Source organism: Paenibacillus pabuli NBRC 13638 (assembly GCF_001514495.1).
GTDB classification, from domain to species: Bacteria; Bacillota; Bacilli; order Paenibacillales; family Paenibacillaceae; genus Paenibacillus; species Paenibacillus pabuli.
In genome coordinates, this window is record NZ_BCNM01000001.1 from 104,842 (window position 1) to 123,678 (window position 18,837).

Sequence of the window (18,837 nt, forward strand, 5' to 3'; positions counted from 1 at the left end):
GAAAAATTAAAAGGTGTCTTCCTGATCGTGGGGAAGACATCTTTTTTTTGTTGAATATATCAAGTCCTATATATAATAAGGCATTCCTGATGAGGTCATTTTTATTGACCGATGTTTATTTTTTTCGTAAACAATTTTATATCATAGCACCAGGTCCTAGGATTTAGGGTATAATATATAGATGCTTTACATTTGAAATATGAAGGAGAGGCTCCATTTGAATTTCCAACAGTGGATTTCGCCTGAAACCTACAACCTGACATCCGAGATGGAGAATCATCCGTCGGATCGGGTTGCACTTCGATGGCTGAGCGATCATAAAGAATTGGAAGAGATCACATATGGTGAGTTATTCAAGCAGGCAAATCGTCTTGCGGGAGGCTTGCGTGATCTTGGTTTGGTGAAGGGCGACCGGGTGCTGGTCATGGTACCACGCCGGATTATTGCCTACGTTATTTATATTGCCTGCCTAAAACTGGGCATTGCGGTTATTCCTTCTTCCGAGATGCTGCGTGCGAAAGATTTGGAGTATCGTCTTCGGCATTCCGAGGCACGGGCTGTCATTGTCTGGTCCGAGACAACCGCTGAAGTTGAAAAAATAGATGCAGATCTGCCAGCATTGGCACACCGCATCGTTGCATCACCAAATGGTGATGATAGTGTACCTGGAGAAGACTGGATCAACGTACAACAGTTAATGCAAGGCCAATCCGATGAGATGGCTGCGGTGGAAACACATCGAGACGATATGGCCATTCTCGCATATACCTCCGGTACGACCGGGAATCCAAAAGGGGTAGTACATAGCCATGGGTGGGGATATGCCCATTTGCGGATTGCATCATCGTTGTGGCTGGATATTCAGCCATCGGATACGGTCTGGGCCACGGCAGCGCCTGGATGGCAAAAATGGATCTGGAGTCCCTTTCTGTCCGTACTTGGAAGAGGGGCGACTGGACTCGTTTATAATGGATCATTCCAACCCAAACGTTATCTGGAACTGATGCAGGAGCACCAGATCAACGTTCTATGCTGTACGCCAACGGAGTATCGTTTAATGGCCAAAGCAGACGATCTTGGTCAGCATGATCTGTCTGCACTGCGCAGCGCTGTGTCTGCCGGTGAGCCGTTGAATCAGGAAGTGATTGAAATTTTCCAGCGTCACTTCGACCTAACGATCCGGGACGGATATGGACAAACCGAGAGCACGCTGCTGATTGGCAGCTTGAAAGATGCTCCTGTACGAATCGGATCGATGGGGCAGTCGATTACACCGGGCCTCATAGAGATCATCAACGAAGAAGGACAACCTGTACCTGCTGGTGAAGTAGGAGATATCGCAGTGCATAAGGACATGCCAGCCTTGTTCCGTGCTTATTATCAGGATGAGGGCCGAAAGGAAGCGAATCAGCGCGGGGATTATTTTGTAACAGGTGACCGCGCACGTAAAGATGAAGAAGGATATTTCTGGTTTGAAGGTCGCAGTGATGATATCATTATTAGTTCGGGATACACGATTGGACCGTTCGAGGTGGAAGAAGCGCTGATGAAGCACGCTGCCGTGAAGGAATGTGCCGTCGTTGCAAGTCCCGATGAAATTCGCGGTAATGTAGTGAAAGCTTTTGTTGTGCTGAGAGACGGGTCTCTGGCTTCACCAGAACTGGTCCGGGAATTGCAAAGCCATGTGAAGTCGTGGACGGCACCTTACAAATATCCACGCAAAATCGAGTTTGTAGCTGATCTGCCGAAAACAAACTCCGGTAAAATTCGCCGGATTGAGCTGCGTGAGCAAGAAAAACGCAAGGCTTAAATGATTGCGTTTAAACAAATAGTTGGAAATATCAGCATAAGTAGTGAAGGGAAAGGAATCGATTCTGTAGCAGCGAAGCGCTCGCATTTGTCTCCGAATTTTAACATTTGAAAAGACAATCAAGAAAATTTGGAGACAACGGCGATCGAAAGAACGATCCTTCACTGTAACGGCCACTCGGCAGATCTCAAATCCTTGTGCAGCAATAGTCAGTTAAATATGAATCAGGAGTGAACACAATCATGAGTAATTTTGAACAAACCTTTGAGAAGTCGTTGGAACAATACGCAGAGCTGGTTGTTAAAGTCGGCGTAAATATTCAGAAGGGACAGGATCTGCTCGTGACGGCTCCTATCGAGACATTGGAATTCACCCGTTTGATCGTGCAAAAGGCGTATGCAGCTGGTGCCAAGTATGTACAGGTTGATTTCGATGACGATGATATTACACGCAGTCGTTTTGAACATGGATCTGATGACAGCTTCGATTATTATCCAGCCTGGAAGGCGGACATGATGGAAAAGTTTGCAGAAGCGGGCGGCGCAACCCTGACAATCAAAGTTCCAGACCCTGAATTATACAAAGGCATCAATGCCGACAACGTTTCGCGTGCAACCAAGGCTGCCGCTCATGCACGACGCGGATATTCGAAATATACGCGTAACCACGAGATTAGCTGGTGTCTGATCAAAGCGCCAACCAAGGCCTGGGCGAACAAAGTGTTTGCTGACATTCCAGAGGAAGATCGTATTCACGTCATGTGGGAAACCATCTTCAAAATGAACCGTGTCGATGGCGGAGACGCTGTACAGAACTGGAAAAAACATCTGGACACCCTGAATGCCATGAGTGATTTGCTGAACAAGAAAAACTATAAAAGCCTGCACTATCGTGCACCCGGAACTGATTTAAAAATCGAACTCGTGAACAACCATATCTGGGGTGGCGGCGGTGGAGAAAACAAGCAAGGTGTGTATACCGTTGCGAACATGCCGACAGAAGAAGTATTTACGATGCCGAAGCGCAGCGGAGTCAACGGATTCGTCAGCAGCACGATGCCGCTGAACCTGAATGGACAGCTCGTAGACCAGATGAGAATTACGTTCAAGGATGGACAGGTCGTTGCTTTTACAGCAGCTTCGGGTGAAGAGCATCTGAAAAACCTGTTTGCCACCGATGAAGGGGCGCGTTATCTTGGTGAAGTGGCTTTGGTGCCGCATGATTCCCCAATTTCCAACTTGAATCGTATTTTCTATAATACCGGTATTGACGAGAATGCATCCTGCCATTTGGCCGTCGGTAGTGCATATCCATTCAACATGAAGGATGGTACAACGATGTCTAACGAGGAATTGCTGAAACATGAATGCAATGTCAGCCTGACCCATGTGGACTTCATGATCGGTTCCGCTGAGCTGGACATCGATGGTGAACTGCAGGATGGTACAGTCGAACCTGTATTCCGCAAAGGAAACTGGACATTTTAATTGGTAAAAACAAGGCAACAAGCAAAAAAAAGGTGACTTCAACGTTGAAGTCACCTTTTTTGTGTTTGGCATCCACAACTTTGACTTTGAATGATTATAGCAGCTTAATGGGTACACATATTTCGCAAAATCCAGAAGAAGGAGATCACCTGCATACCTTTCCAAAATAGGTTTGTTGTCCAGGATATAACCATTGCTCTGCAAATACGGGAAAATCTCGGTCCAGGCTTGCTTCACATCTTCTGCTGTATGTTTGACTTTGCAAACCAGATATTGCCCGCCAGGAAGTTCAGCTTCTTCAAGTTGGGGAGTCGACTTATCCAGGCAGTAATCCTCCGATATGACAATACAAGCATCATACCTGCATTGAGAGGGGAGGGTGGTTTCCGGGTTATCCTGCGGAATGCCGAACAAGATGGTCGACCTTGTAAGCAGGCTTTTGGATCTTGCCCAGGACTTTAATGTTTCCATCGCTTGGCTGTTGGCGGGACCGTACGGACCTACTTGTCGTACATAAGCAAGCCGGGATGTTGGCAGGTTTTCCATGTGAATTTCCATTGGTGTTCATTCCTTTCGTTACGGTTATAGGATACATCTCGAATGCTATCATGGTATAAAAAAATATTCATATGTATTTTTGGGAAAAGAGAGATCGTAGGACTTTAAGTCTATTTTCAGTGATAGCTAGAAATCCGGTGCAATCATAATCATCTAACCGAGCTGGATACCCGTAATGTGAATGAATTGCTTTTGGCTGACGTGGATTTTCAGAAAGGTGGCCGTTTTTGAGTAGGGTATGACGCGGGCAATACGCCTGCCGGACGACTATGTGTGTATGCGTCGTTTGACAACACATTTGAAATATCGGAGGACCTTATTTATGAAACGTATTAAGGGATAGGATAAACCTGTTCAAACCAAAAAGCCACGAAATCGTGGCTTTTTGGTTTACAGCTTTCAGTTATTCAGCCTGCATTTTGTTGAAGCTGACATATTCGTTAATCGGTTTGCGGTATCCGCGTGGACGCTGCTTGGCTTCCGACTTTTTGCCGATCGTAATCAGCATGGCGGGTACATAATGGTCTGGAATATCCAATGTTCGTTGCAGCTCTTCAGCGTCGAAACCAATCATGGGGCAGGTATCCCAACCACGATCTTGAGCGATCAGCATCAATTGCATGGCCGACAGGCTGGCATTACGAATGGCATCTTCGCGTTGGAAGAACCTTCCACGTGTTTCGTAAAATTCGGTAACATTTTGTGATTCCTGTTCGTATTGAAACGGAGTAAGTGCGCCGAGATTCAGCAGGCCCTCGTTAATGGTACGAATATGATGGTGAGCGTTGACATCGCCCAATACGACAATGACGGCAGAGGCGGTTTTAACTTTGTATTGCTGGGAAGCTTCATAAACTTTTTCTTTTTGCTTGGCGTCGGTAAGCACAAGATAGTGGGTGTGTTGCAGATTAAAGGCAGAAGGTGCGAATTTGTTCAGGGCAAACATCTCTTGCAGTTCCGACTCCGTAATCTCAATGCCTTCTTCGAAAATAACGGCCGATCTACGATTTTTGACCAGGTTCTCCAGTTCACTCATGTAATTTCCCTCGCTTATGTATGTTCTATCAACTGACTATAACACGCTTAGTTACTTTATGTAAGTATTATTTTTGAATAAGACAAGATCTCCTTGCCATACGATAACATAAAACAGGAGAGGTGATTCATGAAAACACTTATCACAAGGTATAGGGCTGGAAAGTCCAGGCAGGAATTTCAGGTATATGTCATTGAATCCTCTACACTGAAACGTTTTTTGGTCGTGGAGATGGTCCTCGGTACGATCGCGTACAATGTTGCCCTCTATTTTTTTCATAATGCACTTCTTGCTGGAGCTGGTTCCTGGGTCGGAACGGAAAGCTTAAAGAGACTGCCCATGGTATTCAGAAAATCGTAGGTCAATAAGGAGAAATCAGAGGCCATGAGCATGCTCTTTTCTTTTCTATGGAACACAGGACATCTCATTCGGCCCTTAGGACTCTTTTAAGTTGTAAGGGACCCCAGACACGTTATTTCCTGGAATCTCCCCAATAAGACGTGATAACGGCCCTGAATTTCAATATAACGTGTCTTAGGTTCCTTTGCCTTTAAGCCAGTTATTCCTCTAACGTACCTCGTAAAAAAATTTCGACGATCTCCCTGCCTAAATGTAGCGTGGAATCCTGTTTTCTTAATGTATCTTCCTTATGACCAATGACCATCATGGTTGAGAAAGTTTGTGCAAGAAGCATGGGATTTTTTCTTCGAAGAATGTTATGATCCATCGCATCTTCAAAATAGTCAGCCAGCTCTACATAAATTTTATTTTCCGCTGCTCTAATTTCCTCGATCTGTTCCTTGCTTAAATGTCTCTCCGCATCTCTGAGCATTGTTTCAATCTCCGCGTGAGGATTAGCTAATCTGGCTTCTGCCACATTTAACAGTCCTGTTTCCAGATGGTCTGCTTCTCTTAATAAACGTGACGTAACTCGGTGCACATTTTGAAACATGGTCGTAACCGCGATCTTAAAAAGTTCCGATTTGCTGGTGAAGTGATAATAAATGGATGGTTTAGATACATTGCAAGCTTTAGCAATTTGCTGAAGTGACACGGGCTCATATCCAAGCTCCATGAACAGTTTGGCGGCCGTTTGAAGAATGATTTCCTGTACGGGTAAATCATCTTCTGCTTGTTTCGGTCTTCCTGGTGAGCGTTGTGAATCTGTATTCATGATCAGTACCCCCGTGAATATTTTATGATAATTAATCCATAGAACAAGATAAGCCTTGTAATTTTACTTACCGGTAAATATAATTTATAAAGAACGAAGCAACAGTACAATGATAAACAAAAAACGAGCTGATGAATAGGAGTTGAAGAATATACATTATTAAAACGGCTCAGTTATTTAATGATAATAATTTTTATAGGATTTATTTTATTTTTGAAAAGGGGGCATAACTTTGGAAAAAACAAAGAGAAAAAATAAATGGACCAAACGGCTGTTATGGGCATGTTTGTTCATCGTGATTGTTATCATTGGCTTTTTCGTATATCTCAATTCAATAACCTACAGCCCTTCCAATCAGGCGGAGATTGCGTTCCAGAGCGATAATCAAGTCAAAGTAACAGAGGTCAAGAACGGTTACAAATTTGAGCCTCTACCCGGGAAGGTCATTGAACCGAATATTATTTTTTATCCTGGGGGTCTGGTAGAACCGGAAGGCTACTCTCCCTTTGCCAGGGAACTGGCTGAACGGGGACATCGTGTTTACATTGCAGAAATGCCGCTGAATCTAGCCATTTTTGGTCAAAATAAAGCTGACTCTTTTCTGGAAGAACACCCCGACGAATCATTTGTGATTGGGGGACACTCTTTAGGTGGTTCGTTTGCAGCAAGATATGCTTCGGAGCACAGTGAGCAGCTTGAGGGTGTGTTTTTCCTGGCTTCTTATGCGGATGAGACCGGATCAATAAAAGATACAGACCTATCTGTTTTACAAATTACAGGTACAGCAGATGGCGTTCTTGATAGAGAAGCTTGGGAAAGTGCCAAAACCAATTTACCTGCAGACACCTTGTATGTCAGTGTAGAGGGAGGAAACCATGGACAATTCGGTTCATACGGAAAACAAAAAGGGGATAATGATCCGGCCATTGAAGAGAAGGAGCAATTAAAAAAGGTTGTTCTTGCTGTAGAGAAATGGATCGCAAAGATAAATAGCAAACAATAAGTCTGTTATATATGATCTTCAGTTCGATTCGTGTAGATTTTATAAAGAAATAAAACGTAAAGAGCAATAGTTGTTGATACAGTATAACAGTCCTGTGTGCTTTCTTATCAACCGCCTTTTAGGGCTGGATATTGGGATGGTGGAGTAACTTGGATGTATGGATATATTTCGCTCTTACTCTTGTTTATCTGATCCTTGTCATTCGGATGAGCGTCGATGTAACCCAAAGGAAGCAGTGGCTCCCATATTCCGTTTTTCAGCTTATCGTATCGCTCAGCCTAGCCTATGATAATGGAATTATTGCTGCGGGTCATCTGATCGGGGAGGGAGAACGGCTATTGGCCCTCAGTAGTCTTCGGTTCTGGCTACATGCTTTTGCTACCCCTCTCCTTGTCCTTGTTAGCTACCAGATCTTGCGGAGCTCAGGTATCAAGTTTGCAAAGAACAATATAACGAATGTGGCAGCATGGCTGATAACGGTAGGCCTTGTTATTTACCAGATTATAAGCTTTACTTTATACGAGGTGAAACATCTCACGCCAATAGAAGAGTATGGGGTGCTGAGATATATGGCAGAAGGTCATCAAGGTCCGCCTATTATGGTTATCATTGTTGGAATGATACTCTTGTTCGTGGGCTTAATCATATTTTTAAAACTAAAAGGGAAATGGATGTTTGTTGGGACTACACTGTTATTTGTCGGGCAGTTAATCCCACTGCCGTTTGAAAGTGGAGCATTAACCAACGTGTTTGAGCTGATCCTAATCTTCTCGATTTGGAAAACCACTACATTGTTGTGGAGATTGGGCAGGCTGTAAAAACGGATGTCCATTGCTGCCGCCGCTGCAACTGTTGTAGATATGAACGATACAGGACGGGATCCGACATTGGGCCCCGTCCTGTATCGTTCAGTTTGCTTTTTTTAAATACTATGGTCATCAGAACAGAAGAATGGTTTTGGTATTACAGATTCCTGTTATTATTTGGCGCGCTCCAGGTATTGTTCGAGGGTAAGTTTCTGGCTCGTAATTTCGCCAGCAATATATACACCGACATAACGCACATGCCATGGCTCATAGGAGTATCCTGTCAATTTCTCTTGATCCTTGCCATAACGAATGATAAATCCGTATTTAGGCGCATTGGCTTTCAGCCATTTGCCTTCCTTGGTGTTTCCAAAGCTTTGCTGTAAATCATATCCTGCCGATGCACTGGAGATATCCATGGCAAGACCGGTTTGATGTTCACTTTGACCAGGACGAGCACTGGTTTTGTTGGCAACAGCTTCGCCTTTAATACTTGCATTACGGTCAAAAATAGATTTTTGTGTAGCATACGAGCGATAGCCAGACACGGCTTTGAGATCAATACCATCTTTTTTGGCAGCCGCGAACAATTTCTCAATCGCTGTTGCAGCCACTTTACGCATTTGCTTTTTCGGACTGGAGCCGGAGAAGCTAAATGGAATGTTAGGAACAACCAGATCCTGAGGGGCATAGGTAGAAGGCAAGTTTCTCTTTTTATTCACAAGCACAACCGTGCTTGATAGATTTGTTACCGTTGCCAGACCGCCACTCGTTTTAATCGTACGACCTGGAGCATTTTCATGCAGAAATTGAGTGAAACTGGAGTTGGCAGCTGCGGATGCGACCGGGTTCATATTCATCGTAAAGGGCAGTGTTGTAAATGCTGAGCCCGCTACAACTGAACCTATAAGTATCGTCGATACGATGGATTTGCGTGTAAAAGATTTCATGATGGATGTTCCTCCTCGGATTATATCAATCTCGTGCTTTGTTATATACCGAGTATACTAGAGGATTATATCCATAGGTTCTCCAATTGTTTCCGAGTTGTAAACAAAGTTTGCGAGATTCATAGCTTTGATGGTATGTCGAGGAAAAGAACATGAAAAAGAGAATGAAAAAAGACTCTGCAACCTTTGTGCAAAGTCTTCGTGTGTACCTAGAGCAAATCAAATCTTCAGCATTTCAAAACTACGAAACTGCGGATTACAGCTCGCATGTAACAGATTGATCAGAACTTCCAGCAGTCACTGCACGTGCATCCCGAACGCGAATATTACTGCTGAGTACACCGGAGTCACTGCTTAATTTGAAGGAAGGATAGTTGGGTTCCGTGTCCAGCTTCATGTGCTGCTCCAGGTTTAACTGTTGCTTCGGATCAACGTAGAACGGCACCAGATTGGTTTCCATTTGTACATCCAGAGCTTCGGGTTGATCCACGATCAAAATGGCAATAATTCCGTTACAGCCGCAGCCTTCCAGATCATAGATCACTTTGAAATAACCGGGCTGATCATTCAGGCTTTTAGTCAATCTGGCAGCAGCCAAATCTGTAATTTGAATATACATATCGCTCCACTCCTTATATATGTTGGCATGATCTTCATGTTGAATGGTATCATTCAGTTTCTATTGTCATTATACCACTTTGCCAAAAATCAAAGCATTTATTTTCTTGACTGATCAGTCTGGAAAGTGTATTCTTTTCTTAATCCAGAGGGAGGTGAGGTCTTCAATTGGGAAGAGCCAAGGAGTTTGACACCGAAAGTGTGTTAAGGAAAGCCACGGCTGTATTCGGAGCCTACGGTTATGAGGGTACCTCGTTGACCGTCCTGCTGAATGAGCTTGGTATTGCACGACAAAGTTTGTACGACACGTATGGAACCAAGCATGATTTATTTGTCTCTGCCCTTAAATTTTATATTCTGCAGAAAACAGAGGCGAGTATTCGGCTGTTGAATGAATGCACCAATGTGCGGCAGGGGATGGAACAGCTTTTCAACGAAGCCGTTAATGTATTGACGGACGAGGAGCGTCGCAACGAATGTTTTATCATCAATAGCGCCGTTGAACAGGCACCTCAAAATCATGAAATTGCCGACTTTATTCAAGCCAACAACAAGCGAATGGAAGATATTTTTCTTGCGGCGCTTATCCATGGGCATGAAAACGGTGAATTTAACCATGCCGAGGATGAATTGCCCGGTATTGCCCGTTTTCTGAATTATTCCCGCCTGTCATTGACCTTCACGGCCAAGAGCGGTGCCAGTACAGAAGTGCTGCGGGAGCTGGTGCGTACAACATTAAGTGTTATGAAATGATGGCAGGATATGTGCAAGGATTCGTGTGGATTTTTGAAAATGAACGCTTAGGGCGTTTATTTTTTCACTATTTTAGACTGATCAGTCTGGAAAATGAACACAGAGCAAACCGAAGGAGGAAGTGAATATGACGCATTCTTATCAGATGGAAGATGGTAATGATATGCCACAACGTATTATGCACGGATTTACTCAATTGCTACTGGATGGAGACCTGGACGAGTGGATGGAGCTATATGCAACAGAAGCTGTCTTCGAATTTCCTTATTCCCCATCAGGGTTCCCTAAGAAGTTGGAAGGCAAAGCTGCAATTGCGAATCATGTACATGATCTTATGAAGATGATTGAAATCCAGCAGTTCTCTGAACCCGTGATCCTGGCGGATCATGCGAAACAACAGTTTGTGGCCGAGTTCACGTGTGAGGGGCGTTCTCTGATCACAGGCAAACCTTATAACCAAAGCTACATCTCTGTAGTGAGCCATCAGGACGGCAAGATTACACATTATAAAGACTATTGGAATCCGATGGTAGTTCTCGAATCGGACTTGGGGGGAAATGAAAATGATCAAAGATAAACCTTTAACACTAATTACAGGAGGGAATGGAAAGACTGGAAGCCGCCTTGCCGCCATACTTCGGAAAAATCAATATCCGGTGCGTCTGGCAGGGAGAAAAAAGCCATCTTCTTCTGAAGCTCACGACAACCATGTCTATTTTGATTGGTATGATCCCACCACATATGGTTCAGCTCTGAAAAATGTGGATCATGTGTACCTTGTCGTGCCAATCATGGACATGAATCCCGAAGCTGTAATGATTCCGTTCATCAAGGAAGCGTTATGGAGCGGAGTTAAACGATTCGTCTTGCTTGGCAGTGCTTCCCTTGATGAAGACGGAGCTATATTTGGCAAAGTACATCAAAGCTTGAAGGAGCTTGCTCCCGAGTGGACGGTACTACGACCTTCCTATTTTATGCAGAACTTTACGGAGGGACCGCATCGGGAAACGATAGAGCAGCTCGGGAAAATCTACAGTGCCGCTGGAGACGGGAAAATAGGTTTTGTCAGTGCAGATGATATCGCAGCCGTTGCTTTTCATGCTCTGACCGATGTTGTGCCCCATAATACAGCTCATATTATTACGGGTCCAGAGTCCTTGTCCTATGGGCAGGTTGCTGACACCATCAGTCGTATCCTGGATCAGCCTGTGCAGCATGAATCTTTGTCGGATGAACAATTGAGGAACAGCCTGATTCGGACGGGGATGACGCAAGACTATGCAACAACGCTGGCAGGAATGGATGTGTTCATCCGGGAGGAAGGCCGAGAAGATCAAACGACGGATACGGTACTCAACGTCACGGGGCAAAGCCCGATTTCTTTGGAACAATTTATTAGGCAGCATATGAAAGTATCTGAAAAACTTTAAGATTATTTATAAAATAATGGAAGCAGATTTTCTGCTGGATAATACGAAGACGGTGCCTGGAGCCCGTCTTTTTTGCTGATTGTTCAACCTTTGGAGATATCCGGCCGTATACCAGTTTCTAGAGAAACCAACGATACCATAGTCCATTGCGGTGATTATATGTCTGTGCTTTTGGGGAAATAGATGAGAATGAATGTTTGATAAAAAGGAGAGAAGAGAACGGATGATTCAGTTCGAAAATGTATCCAAGCAATACCCTGATGGAACCCATGCGCTGCGTCAGGTGAATCTCAACATTAATAAGGGCGAATTGTTCGTCATGATTGGTCCGAGCGGTTGCGGCAAAACGACGCTGCTCAAAATGATCAATCGTCTGATTGAGCGCACAGATGGAATCGTACGAATTAACGAACGACCCATTGATGAATACAACATTCATGAATTGCGCTGGAATATCGGATATGTGCTGCAACAGATTGCCTTATTTCCACATATGACGATTGCCGAAAATATTGCGGTTGTTCCTGAACTCCGAAAATGGAAGTCAGAGCAAATCAAGGAGCGCGTACATACTTTGCTGGACATGGTTGGACTGAAAGGAACTACATACAGTGATCGCAAACCTGCTGAATTATCTGGTGGACAACAGCAGAGAATCGGTGTATTGCGTGCACTCGCTGCCGATCCTGAAATTGTACTGATGGATGAACCGTTCAGTGCACTTGACCCGATGAGTCGTGAGAAATTACAGGATGATATTCTGGATATTCAGCGTCAGATGAAGAAGACGATTGTATTTGTTACCCATGATATCCAGGAAGCGATGAAGCTGGGGGATCGCATCTGCATTATGAAGGATGGGCAAGTATTACAGGTGGGTACACCGGAAGAACTGATCCAGCAGCCAGCCGATGAGTTTGTACGTGATTTTGTTGGCAGTCCTGACCCGGATATAAGTCCACAGCCTGTCACTTCATTATTTAATCTGGAGTCCATCATGTCACCGCTTGCACCCGGTCATGTGCCGAAGTCAGCCAAAACGGCGGTTCCCGCATCGATCACGCTGCCAGAGCTGGTGGATATTATGTCTTCCCATGACCATTTACTGGTCGAGAGAGAACACCGGATTATAGGCGTGGTCAGTCGAGCCGATCTGATCCGGTACTGGGCAGAACAGCTGCAGGAACGGGGTGAAGGACATGAGTGAATTTACAGAGGTGTTTAGTGAGCGTAAAGGACAGTTGTTGTCAGCTCTCCTTGAGCATATTCAGATCTCATTTATCGCGTTGTTCTTTGCCGTTCTGATTGCGATCCCGCTTGGCATTTATCTGACACGCAAGCCAAGAGTGGCTGAGCCGATTATTGGGGTGACGGCAGTATTACAAACGATCCCTTCTCTGGCTCTACTCGGACTGCTCATTCCGTTATTTGGCATAGGCACCCTTCCTGCAATCATTGCACTTGTGGTGTATGCCTTGCTTCCGGTACTCCGCAATACGTACACGGGCATATCCGAAGTCGATCCTTCCATGGTCGAGGCAGCGAATGCCATGGGGATGAACAGTCGGCAGCGTCTGACCAAAGTAGAGCTGCCACTCGCGATGCCTGTCATTATGGCAGGAATTCGTACCGCCATGGTTCTCATTGTGGGTACAGCAACACTTGCTGCTTTGATTGGTGCAGGCGGCCTGGGTGAACTGATTTTGCTCGGCATCGACCGAAACGATACAGCATTGATCATTCTGGGAGCCATTCCAGCTGCGCTGCTTGCCATTTTGTTTGATGTGCTGCTGCGTCAGTTCCAACGTTTATCGTTTCGGAAAACACTGGTTACCCTCGGAACGCTCGCTCTGGTGGCTGTGCTGGTGATTACGATTCCCTGGCTCTCCCGCGGGGGACAAAAGGATCTGGTGATTGCCGGCAAGCTGGGTGCCGAACCGGAGATTCTCATTCATATGTACCAATTGCTGATTGAAAAAGATACCGATCTGAAGGTTGAATTGAAACCTGGATTGGGGAAAACGACATTTCTGTTCAATGCACTGAAATCAGGTGATATTGATATTTATCCGGAATTTACGGGTACCGCCATCTCGGAATTTATGAAAGAAACCGCAGTCAGCACGGATCGCACAGAAGTGTATGAACAGGCAAGGGACGGGATGTTAAGCCAGTTCAATATGGTTCTTCTCAGCCCAATGGATTACAACAATACGTATACGTTGGCTGTCCCTCAGAAGGTTGCTGACCAATATAATCTGAAGACAATATCGGACCTCAAGTCGGTACAGCAGCAGATCAAGGCCGGGTTCACGCTGGAATTCTCTGATCGGGAAGACGGGTATGTTGGCATTCAGAAGAAGTATGGCATCCAATTCCCGAACGTAGCCACCATGGAACCGAAACTGCGATACGCGGCCGTTCAGCGGGGAGACATCAATCTGCTGGATGCCTACTCCACTGACAGTGAATTGAGACAGTATAAACTCGTTGTGCTGGAGGATGATCAGGAATTGTTCCCGCCATATCAAGGAGCGCCGATGCTTCGCAAAGAAACGGCGGACCAATATCCGCAGCTGGTAGAGGTGCTGAATCAACTTGCAGGCCGCATCACGGACGATGAGATGCGCCAAATGAATTACGAAGTGAACGTTAATGGAGCAAGTACAGAACAAGTAGCAGCAGATTATCTGCAAAAAGCAGGGTTACTATAGCTTGATATTTACGGTTAACCATGAAGAGGAGGAACCAACATGACACAACTTTATGATCTGATCGCGATTGGAACCGGGAGCGCGGCAAGCTCTGTTATATCCCGCTGCGCCGAAGCTGGATGGAAAATTGCTGTGATTGATGAACGAGAGTTTGGCGGGACCTGTGCGTTACGGGGCTGTGATCCCAAAAAAGTACTTGCAGGAGCGGCTGAACTGATCGACTGGAATGAACGAATGAAGGGTAAAGGTGTAAAAGGAAATGCGACCATTCAGTGGTCCGAACTGATGACGTTCAAGCGTACGTTTACCGAAAGTATTCCGAGAGCAAGCGAGGATAAGTACAAACAGGCCGGGATGGATACGTTCCATGGCAAAGCTTCTTTTGTCGACGAAGATCACATTCGTGTAGGGGAAGAAGTGCTGCAGGGGAAACATATTCTAATTGCCACAGGTGCGCGTCCAGCGCCACTTCCGATCGATGGTGCTGAGCATCTGATATACAGCGATGATTTTCTTGATCTGGAACAGCTGCCGGATAAATTGGTTCTGGTGGGTGGCGGCTACATTGCTTTTGAGTTTGCACATATGGCGGCCAGAGCCGGTACGGAAGTTCATATTATTCATCGGGGTCAACAGCCACTTGAACAGTTTGATTCGGAGCTGGTGGAACTGCTGCTGCAAAAATCAGAAGAAGTGGGCATTCAAGTGCACTTGAATGCGGAAGTGAAGGCGATTCGTCAGCAGGGAAACACATATGTGGTCAGCGGAACCCGCAATGGGGCTGAGCATCAATGGCAGTGCGGACTTGTCGTACACGGAGCAGGGCGTATTCCAAATGTGGAGGGGCTTGAACTGGAGAAGGGAAACGTCAGCTATACGAAAAAAGGCATCTCCGTTAATGAGTACTTACAAAGCGACAGCAATCCAAAAGTCTACGCAGCTGGCGATGTTGCGGCAACGGAAGGACTTCCTTTGACTCCACTCGCAAGCCAGGAATCACGCGCTGTATCCCTGAACTTACTCAAAGGAAATCATAACAAACCTAATTATAAAGTAATGCCCTCGATTGTATTTACCGTGCCATCCTTGGGTTCCGTAGGACTTGATGTCGAGCAGGCCAAGAAAGAGGGCTACGAGGTGAAGGTAAATGACATGTCGAAATGGTATACTTATAAACGTACGAATGAAAAATTTGCCATGGCCAAAGTCGTAATCGACAAGGCAACAGGGCGCATCCTGGGTGCCCATATATTGGGTGGCAAAACAGAAGAACTGATTAACCTGTTCGCCATGGCGATTCAGTTCGATTTGACGACCGATCAGTTAAACACCATGAATTTTGCATATCCTACAGCCGCATCGGACCTGGGCTCTTTAATTTAATGTGATGATGTGGAAGGAAGGTTAAAATGATGTCAGCTAATTTTCATCGGATTCATGAAGCCGAGTGGACTACAGCACCGGTTCATGCGGGGACGGAAGGTGACCGTCTCATTGTGGAAGCACAGGAGGGCAGCGACTTCTGGGAGAAAACATTCTATGGTTTCTGCCACCAGAATGGACATGCCATGCTTGCCCCATGGGATGGAACCAAGGCCATTGAAGTATCGTTTGACTTGAGTTCATTCACGGAATTATATGATCAGGCGGGATTGATGCTCTGGCACGGTCAGGACCAATGGATCAAGGCGGGGGTTGAAGTCAACGACGGTGTGGCTCATGTGGGAGCAGTCGTAACCGATCGATTTTCCGATTGGTCACTCTCTCCAGTACCCGAGTGGGGTGGACGAATCGTTACTATTCGTGCCTCGTATCACGACGAAGCCGTGATCATTCGTGCACGCACGGACGAGCATCCTTGGCGCACAATTCGGGTTGCGCGGTTTGCCTATCCAGCGAATAAGCAGGCAGGACCGTTTCTCTGTTCTCCGAAGCGTGCTGGTTTCAAGGTAGCGTTTACCAAATGGAAACTGACAGAACCGGATCAGGATCTGCACACAGACCCTCCGATCATCGATTGAGATGGGCGCAAAGAAGCACGTTTTCCTTGATGGAGAACGTGCTTCTTTGAATTTAGGCAGCGGTACAGGAGTTAATACGCTAATCCATTTGGAAGGCATAGCATCGCTTTTTATTCAACACATGAACTTGCAACTCTCGTATAACGTGCATGACAATTTATTTGTTTAGATCCGTCGTGCCTGGGGAGCTGGATTCGATGTCAACCGCATTCCCGTCACTGTCATCATTTGACTCATTCAGTTCGCGCATGCGTTCTTCATAATCGTCCAGGAACCAGAGCGGATCCATGTTATCTTCCTCGCCATTATAATTAATCAATACTTCTTCGCCGGCTTTGATATCTTTGTAAGCATAGAAATCAAAGGTGTGGTTGTCAAAGTTAATGTCATAAGTGGCATTAGGTTCGTAGGAATGATTGATCAGACTGCCGTATCCCAACAGGATGGCGGTATGATTGGCTCCGTATTCGAATACGTAATCTTCGAGAATGGTCTTCTCAACATGTTCGTGGTCTTCATTGGGATAAGGGACTACCGGGGCCTGATGGATCAGCTGGCCTTTGGGAATATCTACCGTAGCAAAAACACCGCGGTTAAATTCGCCATCTCCCAATTTGGACTGTTTCACTTCAATCATAATGTTCACCTGATGCTCTGCATGAGAGCTCCATTCTTATAGTAGTAAGTCGTTTAAGCAAAAATTTTAACTCATCCATACCTATAAGGCAAATGTCATTGTTTTGGTTTACCTCGATATGAAGTCGAAACAGAGGACATTTCAGCGAAAATGAATGCTAAATTTACAATATCCGTTGAGTTGTGCCGCTTATAACGATTATAATATACAAGAATTGAAGTCTATATAGAAAAGGTGTCATGAATGAGCATACTAAATGTCGAAAAATTAAGTCACGGCTTTGGTGACCGTGCTATCTTTAACAACGTTTCTTTCCGCCTGCTGAAAGGCGAGCACATTGGGCTGATCGGGGCCAATGGTGAAGGTAAATCTACCTTTATGAACATTATTACGGGCAAGCTTCAGCCGGATGAAGGCAAAGTGGAGTGGTCCAAACGGATGCGTGTCGGTTATCTGGATCAGCATGCTGTGCTGAACAAAGGACAATCCATTCGTGATGTTCTTCGTGGTGCGTTCCAGTATTTGTTTGACATGGAACAGGAAATGAATGATATGTATGGCAAGATGGGCGATGTAACGCCTGAGGAATTGGAACAGTTGCTGGAGGATGTAGGAACGATCCAGGATACGCTGACCAACCAGGATTTTTACATGATCGATGCCAAAGTGGACGAAACAGCACGTGGTCTGGGTCTGACCGATATCGGTCTGGACAAGGACGTTAATGACCTTAGTGGTGGACAGCGTACCAAGGTACTGCTCGCCAAGCTGCTGCTTGAAAAACCGGATATTCTGCTCCTGGATGAGCCTACGAACTATCTGGATGAACTGCATATCGAATGGCTGAAACGCTATTTGCAGGAATACGAGAATGCCTTCATTCTGATCTCGCATGATATCCCGTTCCTGAACAGTGTAATTAACTTGATTTATCACATGGAGAATCAGGATTTGACTCGTTATGTGGGCGATTATAGCCACTTCCAGGAAGTTCATGAGATGAAAAAACAGCAGCTGGAATCGGCGTATAAGCGTCAACAACAGGAAATTGCCGATCTCAAGGACTTTGTGGCACGGAACAAAGCGAGTGTGGCAACTCGTAACATGGCGATGTCCAGACAGAAGAAGCTGGACAAGATGGAAGTCATCGAAATTGCCAAGGAAAAGCCGAAACCACAGTTCAATTTTCGTGATGCAAGAACGTCCGGTAAGCTCATTTTCGAAACCAAAGGTCTTGTGATTGGTTACAACGAACCGTTGTCCAGACCACTGGATCTGCGTATGGAGCGTGGACAGAAGATTGCACTTGTGGGTGCGAACGGGATTGGTAAGACAACACTGATGCGCAGTATTTTGGGCGAAATTCCGGCTCTGGAAGGAACTGTTCAGCGCGGAGAACATCTGGAGATTGGATATTTCCAGCAAGAGATGAAGGAAGCGAACTATAATACCTGTATCGAAGAGATCTGGCAGGAGTTCCCGTCCTATACCCAATTTGAAGTACGTGCTGCACTCGCAAAATGTGGACTGACTACCAAGCATATTGAGAGTAAGGTTGCAGTGCTGAGCGGTGGCGAGAAAGCCAAAGTGCGTCTCTGCAAGCTGATCAATAATGAAACAAACCTGCTTGTACTCGATGAGCCGACGAACCATCTGGACGTAGACGCCAAGGATGAACTGAAACGTGCACTTCAAGCGTACAAAGGCAGCATTCTGCTCATCTCTCACGAACCTGAATTCTATCGTGATGTAGTTACGGAGACATGGAATTGTGAGTCATGGACAACGAAGGTATTTTAATATCCGTGCTGCACTAGAGGTATCAAGAACAATCGTACAG

General features: G+C 45.5%; 18 protein-coding genes and 1 pseudogene. 13 read left to right on the forward strand and 6 right to left on the reverse strand.

Features of this window, described 5'->3' with window-relative positions; translation table 11 throughout:
* The first annotated feature begins 268 nt into the window (after positions 1-268).
* Together PPA03S_RS00190 and PPA03S_RS00195 are read left to right on the forward strand one after the other, a co-directional pair.
* Entirely contained in the window at positions 269-1,810 is a 1,542-nt protein-coding gene (locus PPA03S_RS00190) for an acetate--CoA ligase (RefSeq protein WP_245683498.1), read from the forward strand.
* A gap of 242 nt (positions 1,811-2,052) precedes the next feature.
* Positions 2,053-3,297, forward strand: a complete 1,245-nt coding sequence (locus PPA03S_RS00195; RefSeq protein WP_062318762.1) for an aminopeptidase — start codon at positions 2,053-2,055, stop codon at positions 3,295-3,297.
* 195 nt (positions 3,298-3,492) lie between these two features.
* Here PPA03S_RS00195 and PPA03S_RS32115 read toward each other — a convergent pair.
* Together PPA03S_RS32115 and PPA03S_RS00200 are read right to left on the reverse strand one after the other, a co-directional pair.
* A pseudogene (locus PPA03S_RS32115) lies at positions 3,493-3,855 on the reverse strand (AraC family transcriptional regulator); the annotation flags it as partial.
* Positions 3,856-4,258: 403 nt separating this feature from the next.
* Complete coding sequence (locus PPA03S_RS00200; RefSeq protein WP_062318763.1) at positions 4,259-4,891, reverse strand: nitroreductase family protein; 633 nt, start codon at positions 4,889-4,891, stop codon at positions 4,259-4,261.
* A gap of 129 nt (positions 4,892-5,020) precedes the next feature.
* Here PPA03S_RS00200 and PPA03S_RS00205 point away from each other — a divergent pair, with 129 nt between their 5' ends.
* Entirely contained in the window at positions 5,021-5,251 is a 231-nt protein-coding gene (locus PPA03S_RS00205; protein ID WP_062318764.1) for a hypothetical protein, read from the forward strand.
* 199 nt (positions 5,252-5,450) lie between these two features.
* On the opposite strand, the gene PPA03S_RS00210 is transcribed toward PPA03S_RS00205, so the two are convergent.
* Positions 5,451-6,065 carry a TetR/AcrR family transcriptional regulator gene (locus PPA03S_RS00210; protein ID WP_062318765.1) on the reverse strand — a complete coding sequence of 205 codons (615 nt, stop codon included), beginning with the start codon at positions 6,063-6,065 and terminating at the stop codon, positions 5,451-5,453.
* A gap of 232 nt (positions 6,066-6,297) precedes the next feature.
* On the opposite strand from PPA03S_RS00210, the gene PPA03S_RS00215 reads away from it, so the two are divergent.
* Together PPA03S_RS00215 and PPA03S_RS00220 are read left to right on the forward strand one after the other, a co-directional pair.
* Complete coding sequence (locus PPA03S_RS00215) at positions 6,298-7,068, forward strand: alpha/beta fold hydrolase (RefSeq protein ID WP_062318766.1); 771 nt, start codon at positions 6,298-6,300, stop codon at positions 7,066-7,068.
* A 149-nt stretch (positions 7,069-7,217) separates the two neighbouring features.
* Positions 7,218-7,886 (forward strand): hypothetical protein, encoded by a 669-nt coding sequence (locus tag PPA03S_RS00220; protein ID WP_062318767.1) that lies wholly within the window; start codon positions 7,218-7,220, stop codon positions 7,884-7,886.
* A gap of 161 nt (positions 7,887-8,047) precedes the next feature.
* On the opposite strand, the gene PPA03S_RS00225 is transcribed toward PPA03S_RS00220, so the two are convergent.
* Positions 8,048-8,824, reverse strand: a complete 777-nt coding sequence (locus tag PPA03S_RS00225) for a M15 family metallopeptidase (protein WP_062318768.1) — start codon at positions 8,822-8,824, stop codon at positions 8,048-8,050.
* A gap of 256 nt (positions 8,825-9,080) precedes the next feature.
* Positions 9,081-9,443: an iron-sulfur cluster biosynthesis family protein gene (locus tag PPA03S_RS00230; RefSeq protein ID WP_062318769.1), complete on the reverse strand. Its 363-nt coding sequence runs from the start codon at positions 9,441-9,443 to the stop codon at positions 9,081-9,083.
* Positions 9,444-9,610: 167 nt separating this feature from the next.
* Here PPA03S_RS00230 and PPA03S_RS00235 point away from each other — a divergent pair, with 167 nt between their 5' ends.
* From PPA03S_RS00235 to PPA03S_RS00265, 7 genes are all read left to right on the forward strand, one after another.
* Positions 9,611-10,195 (forward strand): TetR/AcrR family transcriptional regulator, encoded by a 585-nt coding sequence (locus tag PPA03S_RS00235; RefSeq protein ID WP_062318770.1) that lies wholly within the window; start codon positions 9,611-9,613, stop codon positions 10,193-10,195.
* 127 nt (positions 10,196-10,322) lie between these two features.
* On the forward strand, positions 10,323-10,772 hold the full coding sequence (locus PPA03S_RS00240) for a nuclear transport factor 2 family protein (protein ID WP_062318771.1): 450 nt from the start codon (positions 10,323-10,325) through the stop codon (positions 10,770-10,772).
* Complete coding sequence (locus PPA03S_RS00245; protein ID WP_062318772.1) at positions 10,759-11,625, forward strand: NmrA family NAD(P)-binding protein; 867 nt, start codon at positions 10,759-10,761, stop codon at positions 11,623-11,625. Before PPA03S_RS00240 ends, PPA03S_RS00245 begins: the two co-directional genes overlap by 14 nt.
* A gap of 223 nt (positions 11,626-11,848) precedes the next feature.
* Positions 11,849-12,832: an ABC transporter ATP-binding protein gene (locus PPA03S_RS00250; RefSeq protein WP_062318773.1), complete on the forward strand. Its 984-nt coding sequence runs from the start codon at positions 11,849-11,851 to the stop codon at positions 12,830-12,832.
* A complete protein-coding gene (gene opuFB / locus PPA03S_RS00255) occupies positions 12,825-14,339 on the forward strand; it encodes an osmoprotectant update ABC transporter permease/substrate-binding subunit OpuFB (protein WP_062318774.1) in 1,515 nt (504 codons plus the stop codon). The genes PPA03S_RS00250 and opuFB overlap by 8 nt, the downstream gene beginning before the upstream one ends.
* Positions 14,340-14,378: 39 nt before the next feature.
* Entirely contained in the window at positions 14,379-15,722 is a 1,344-nt protein-coding gene (locus PPA03S_RS00260; RefSeq protein ID WP_062318775.1) for a dihydrolipoyl dehydrogenase family protein, read from the forward strand.
* Between the two features lie 29 nt (positions 15,723-15,751).
* Entirely contained in the window at positions 15,752-16,360 is a 609-nt protein-coding gene (locus PPA03S_RS00265; RefSeq protein ID WP_062318776.1) for a DUF1349 domain-containing protein, read from the forward strand.
* 157 nt (positions 16,361-16,517) lie between these two features.
* Here the strand turns inward: PPA03S_RS00265 and PPA03S_RS00270 are convergent, their stop codons facing one another.
* Positions 16,518-16,997: an SET domain-containing protein gene (locus tag PPA03S_RS00270; protein ID WP_062318777.1), complete on the reverse strand. Its 480-nt coding sequence runs from the start codon at positions 16,995-16,997 to the stop codon at positions 16,518-16,520.
* 243 nt (positions 16,998-17,240) lie between these two features.
* On the opposite strand from PPA03S_RS00270, the gene PPA03S_RS00275 reads away from it, so the two are divergent.
* Positions 17,241-18,797: an ABC-F family ATP-binding cassette domain-containing protein gene (locus PPA03S_RS00275; protein ID WP_062318778.1), complete on the forward strand. Its 1,557-nt coding sequence runs from the start codon at positions 17,241-17,243 to the stop codon at positions 18,795-18,797.
* Positions 18,798-18,837 lie beyond the last annotated feature (40 nt).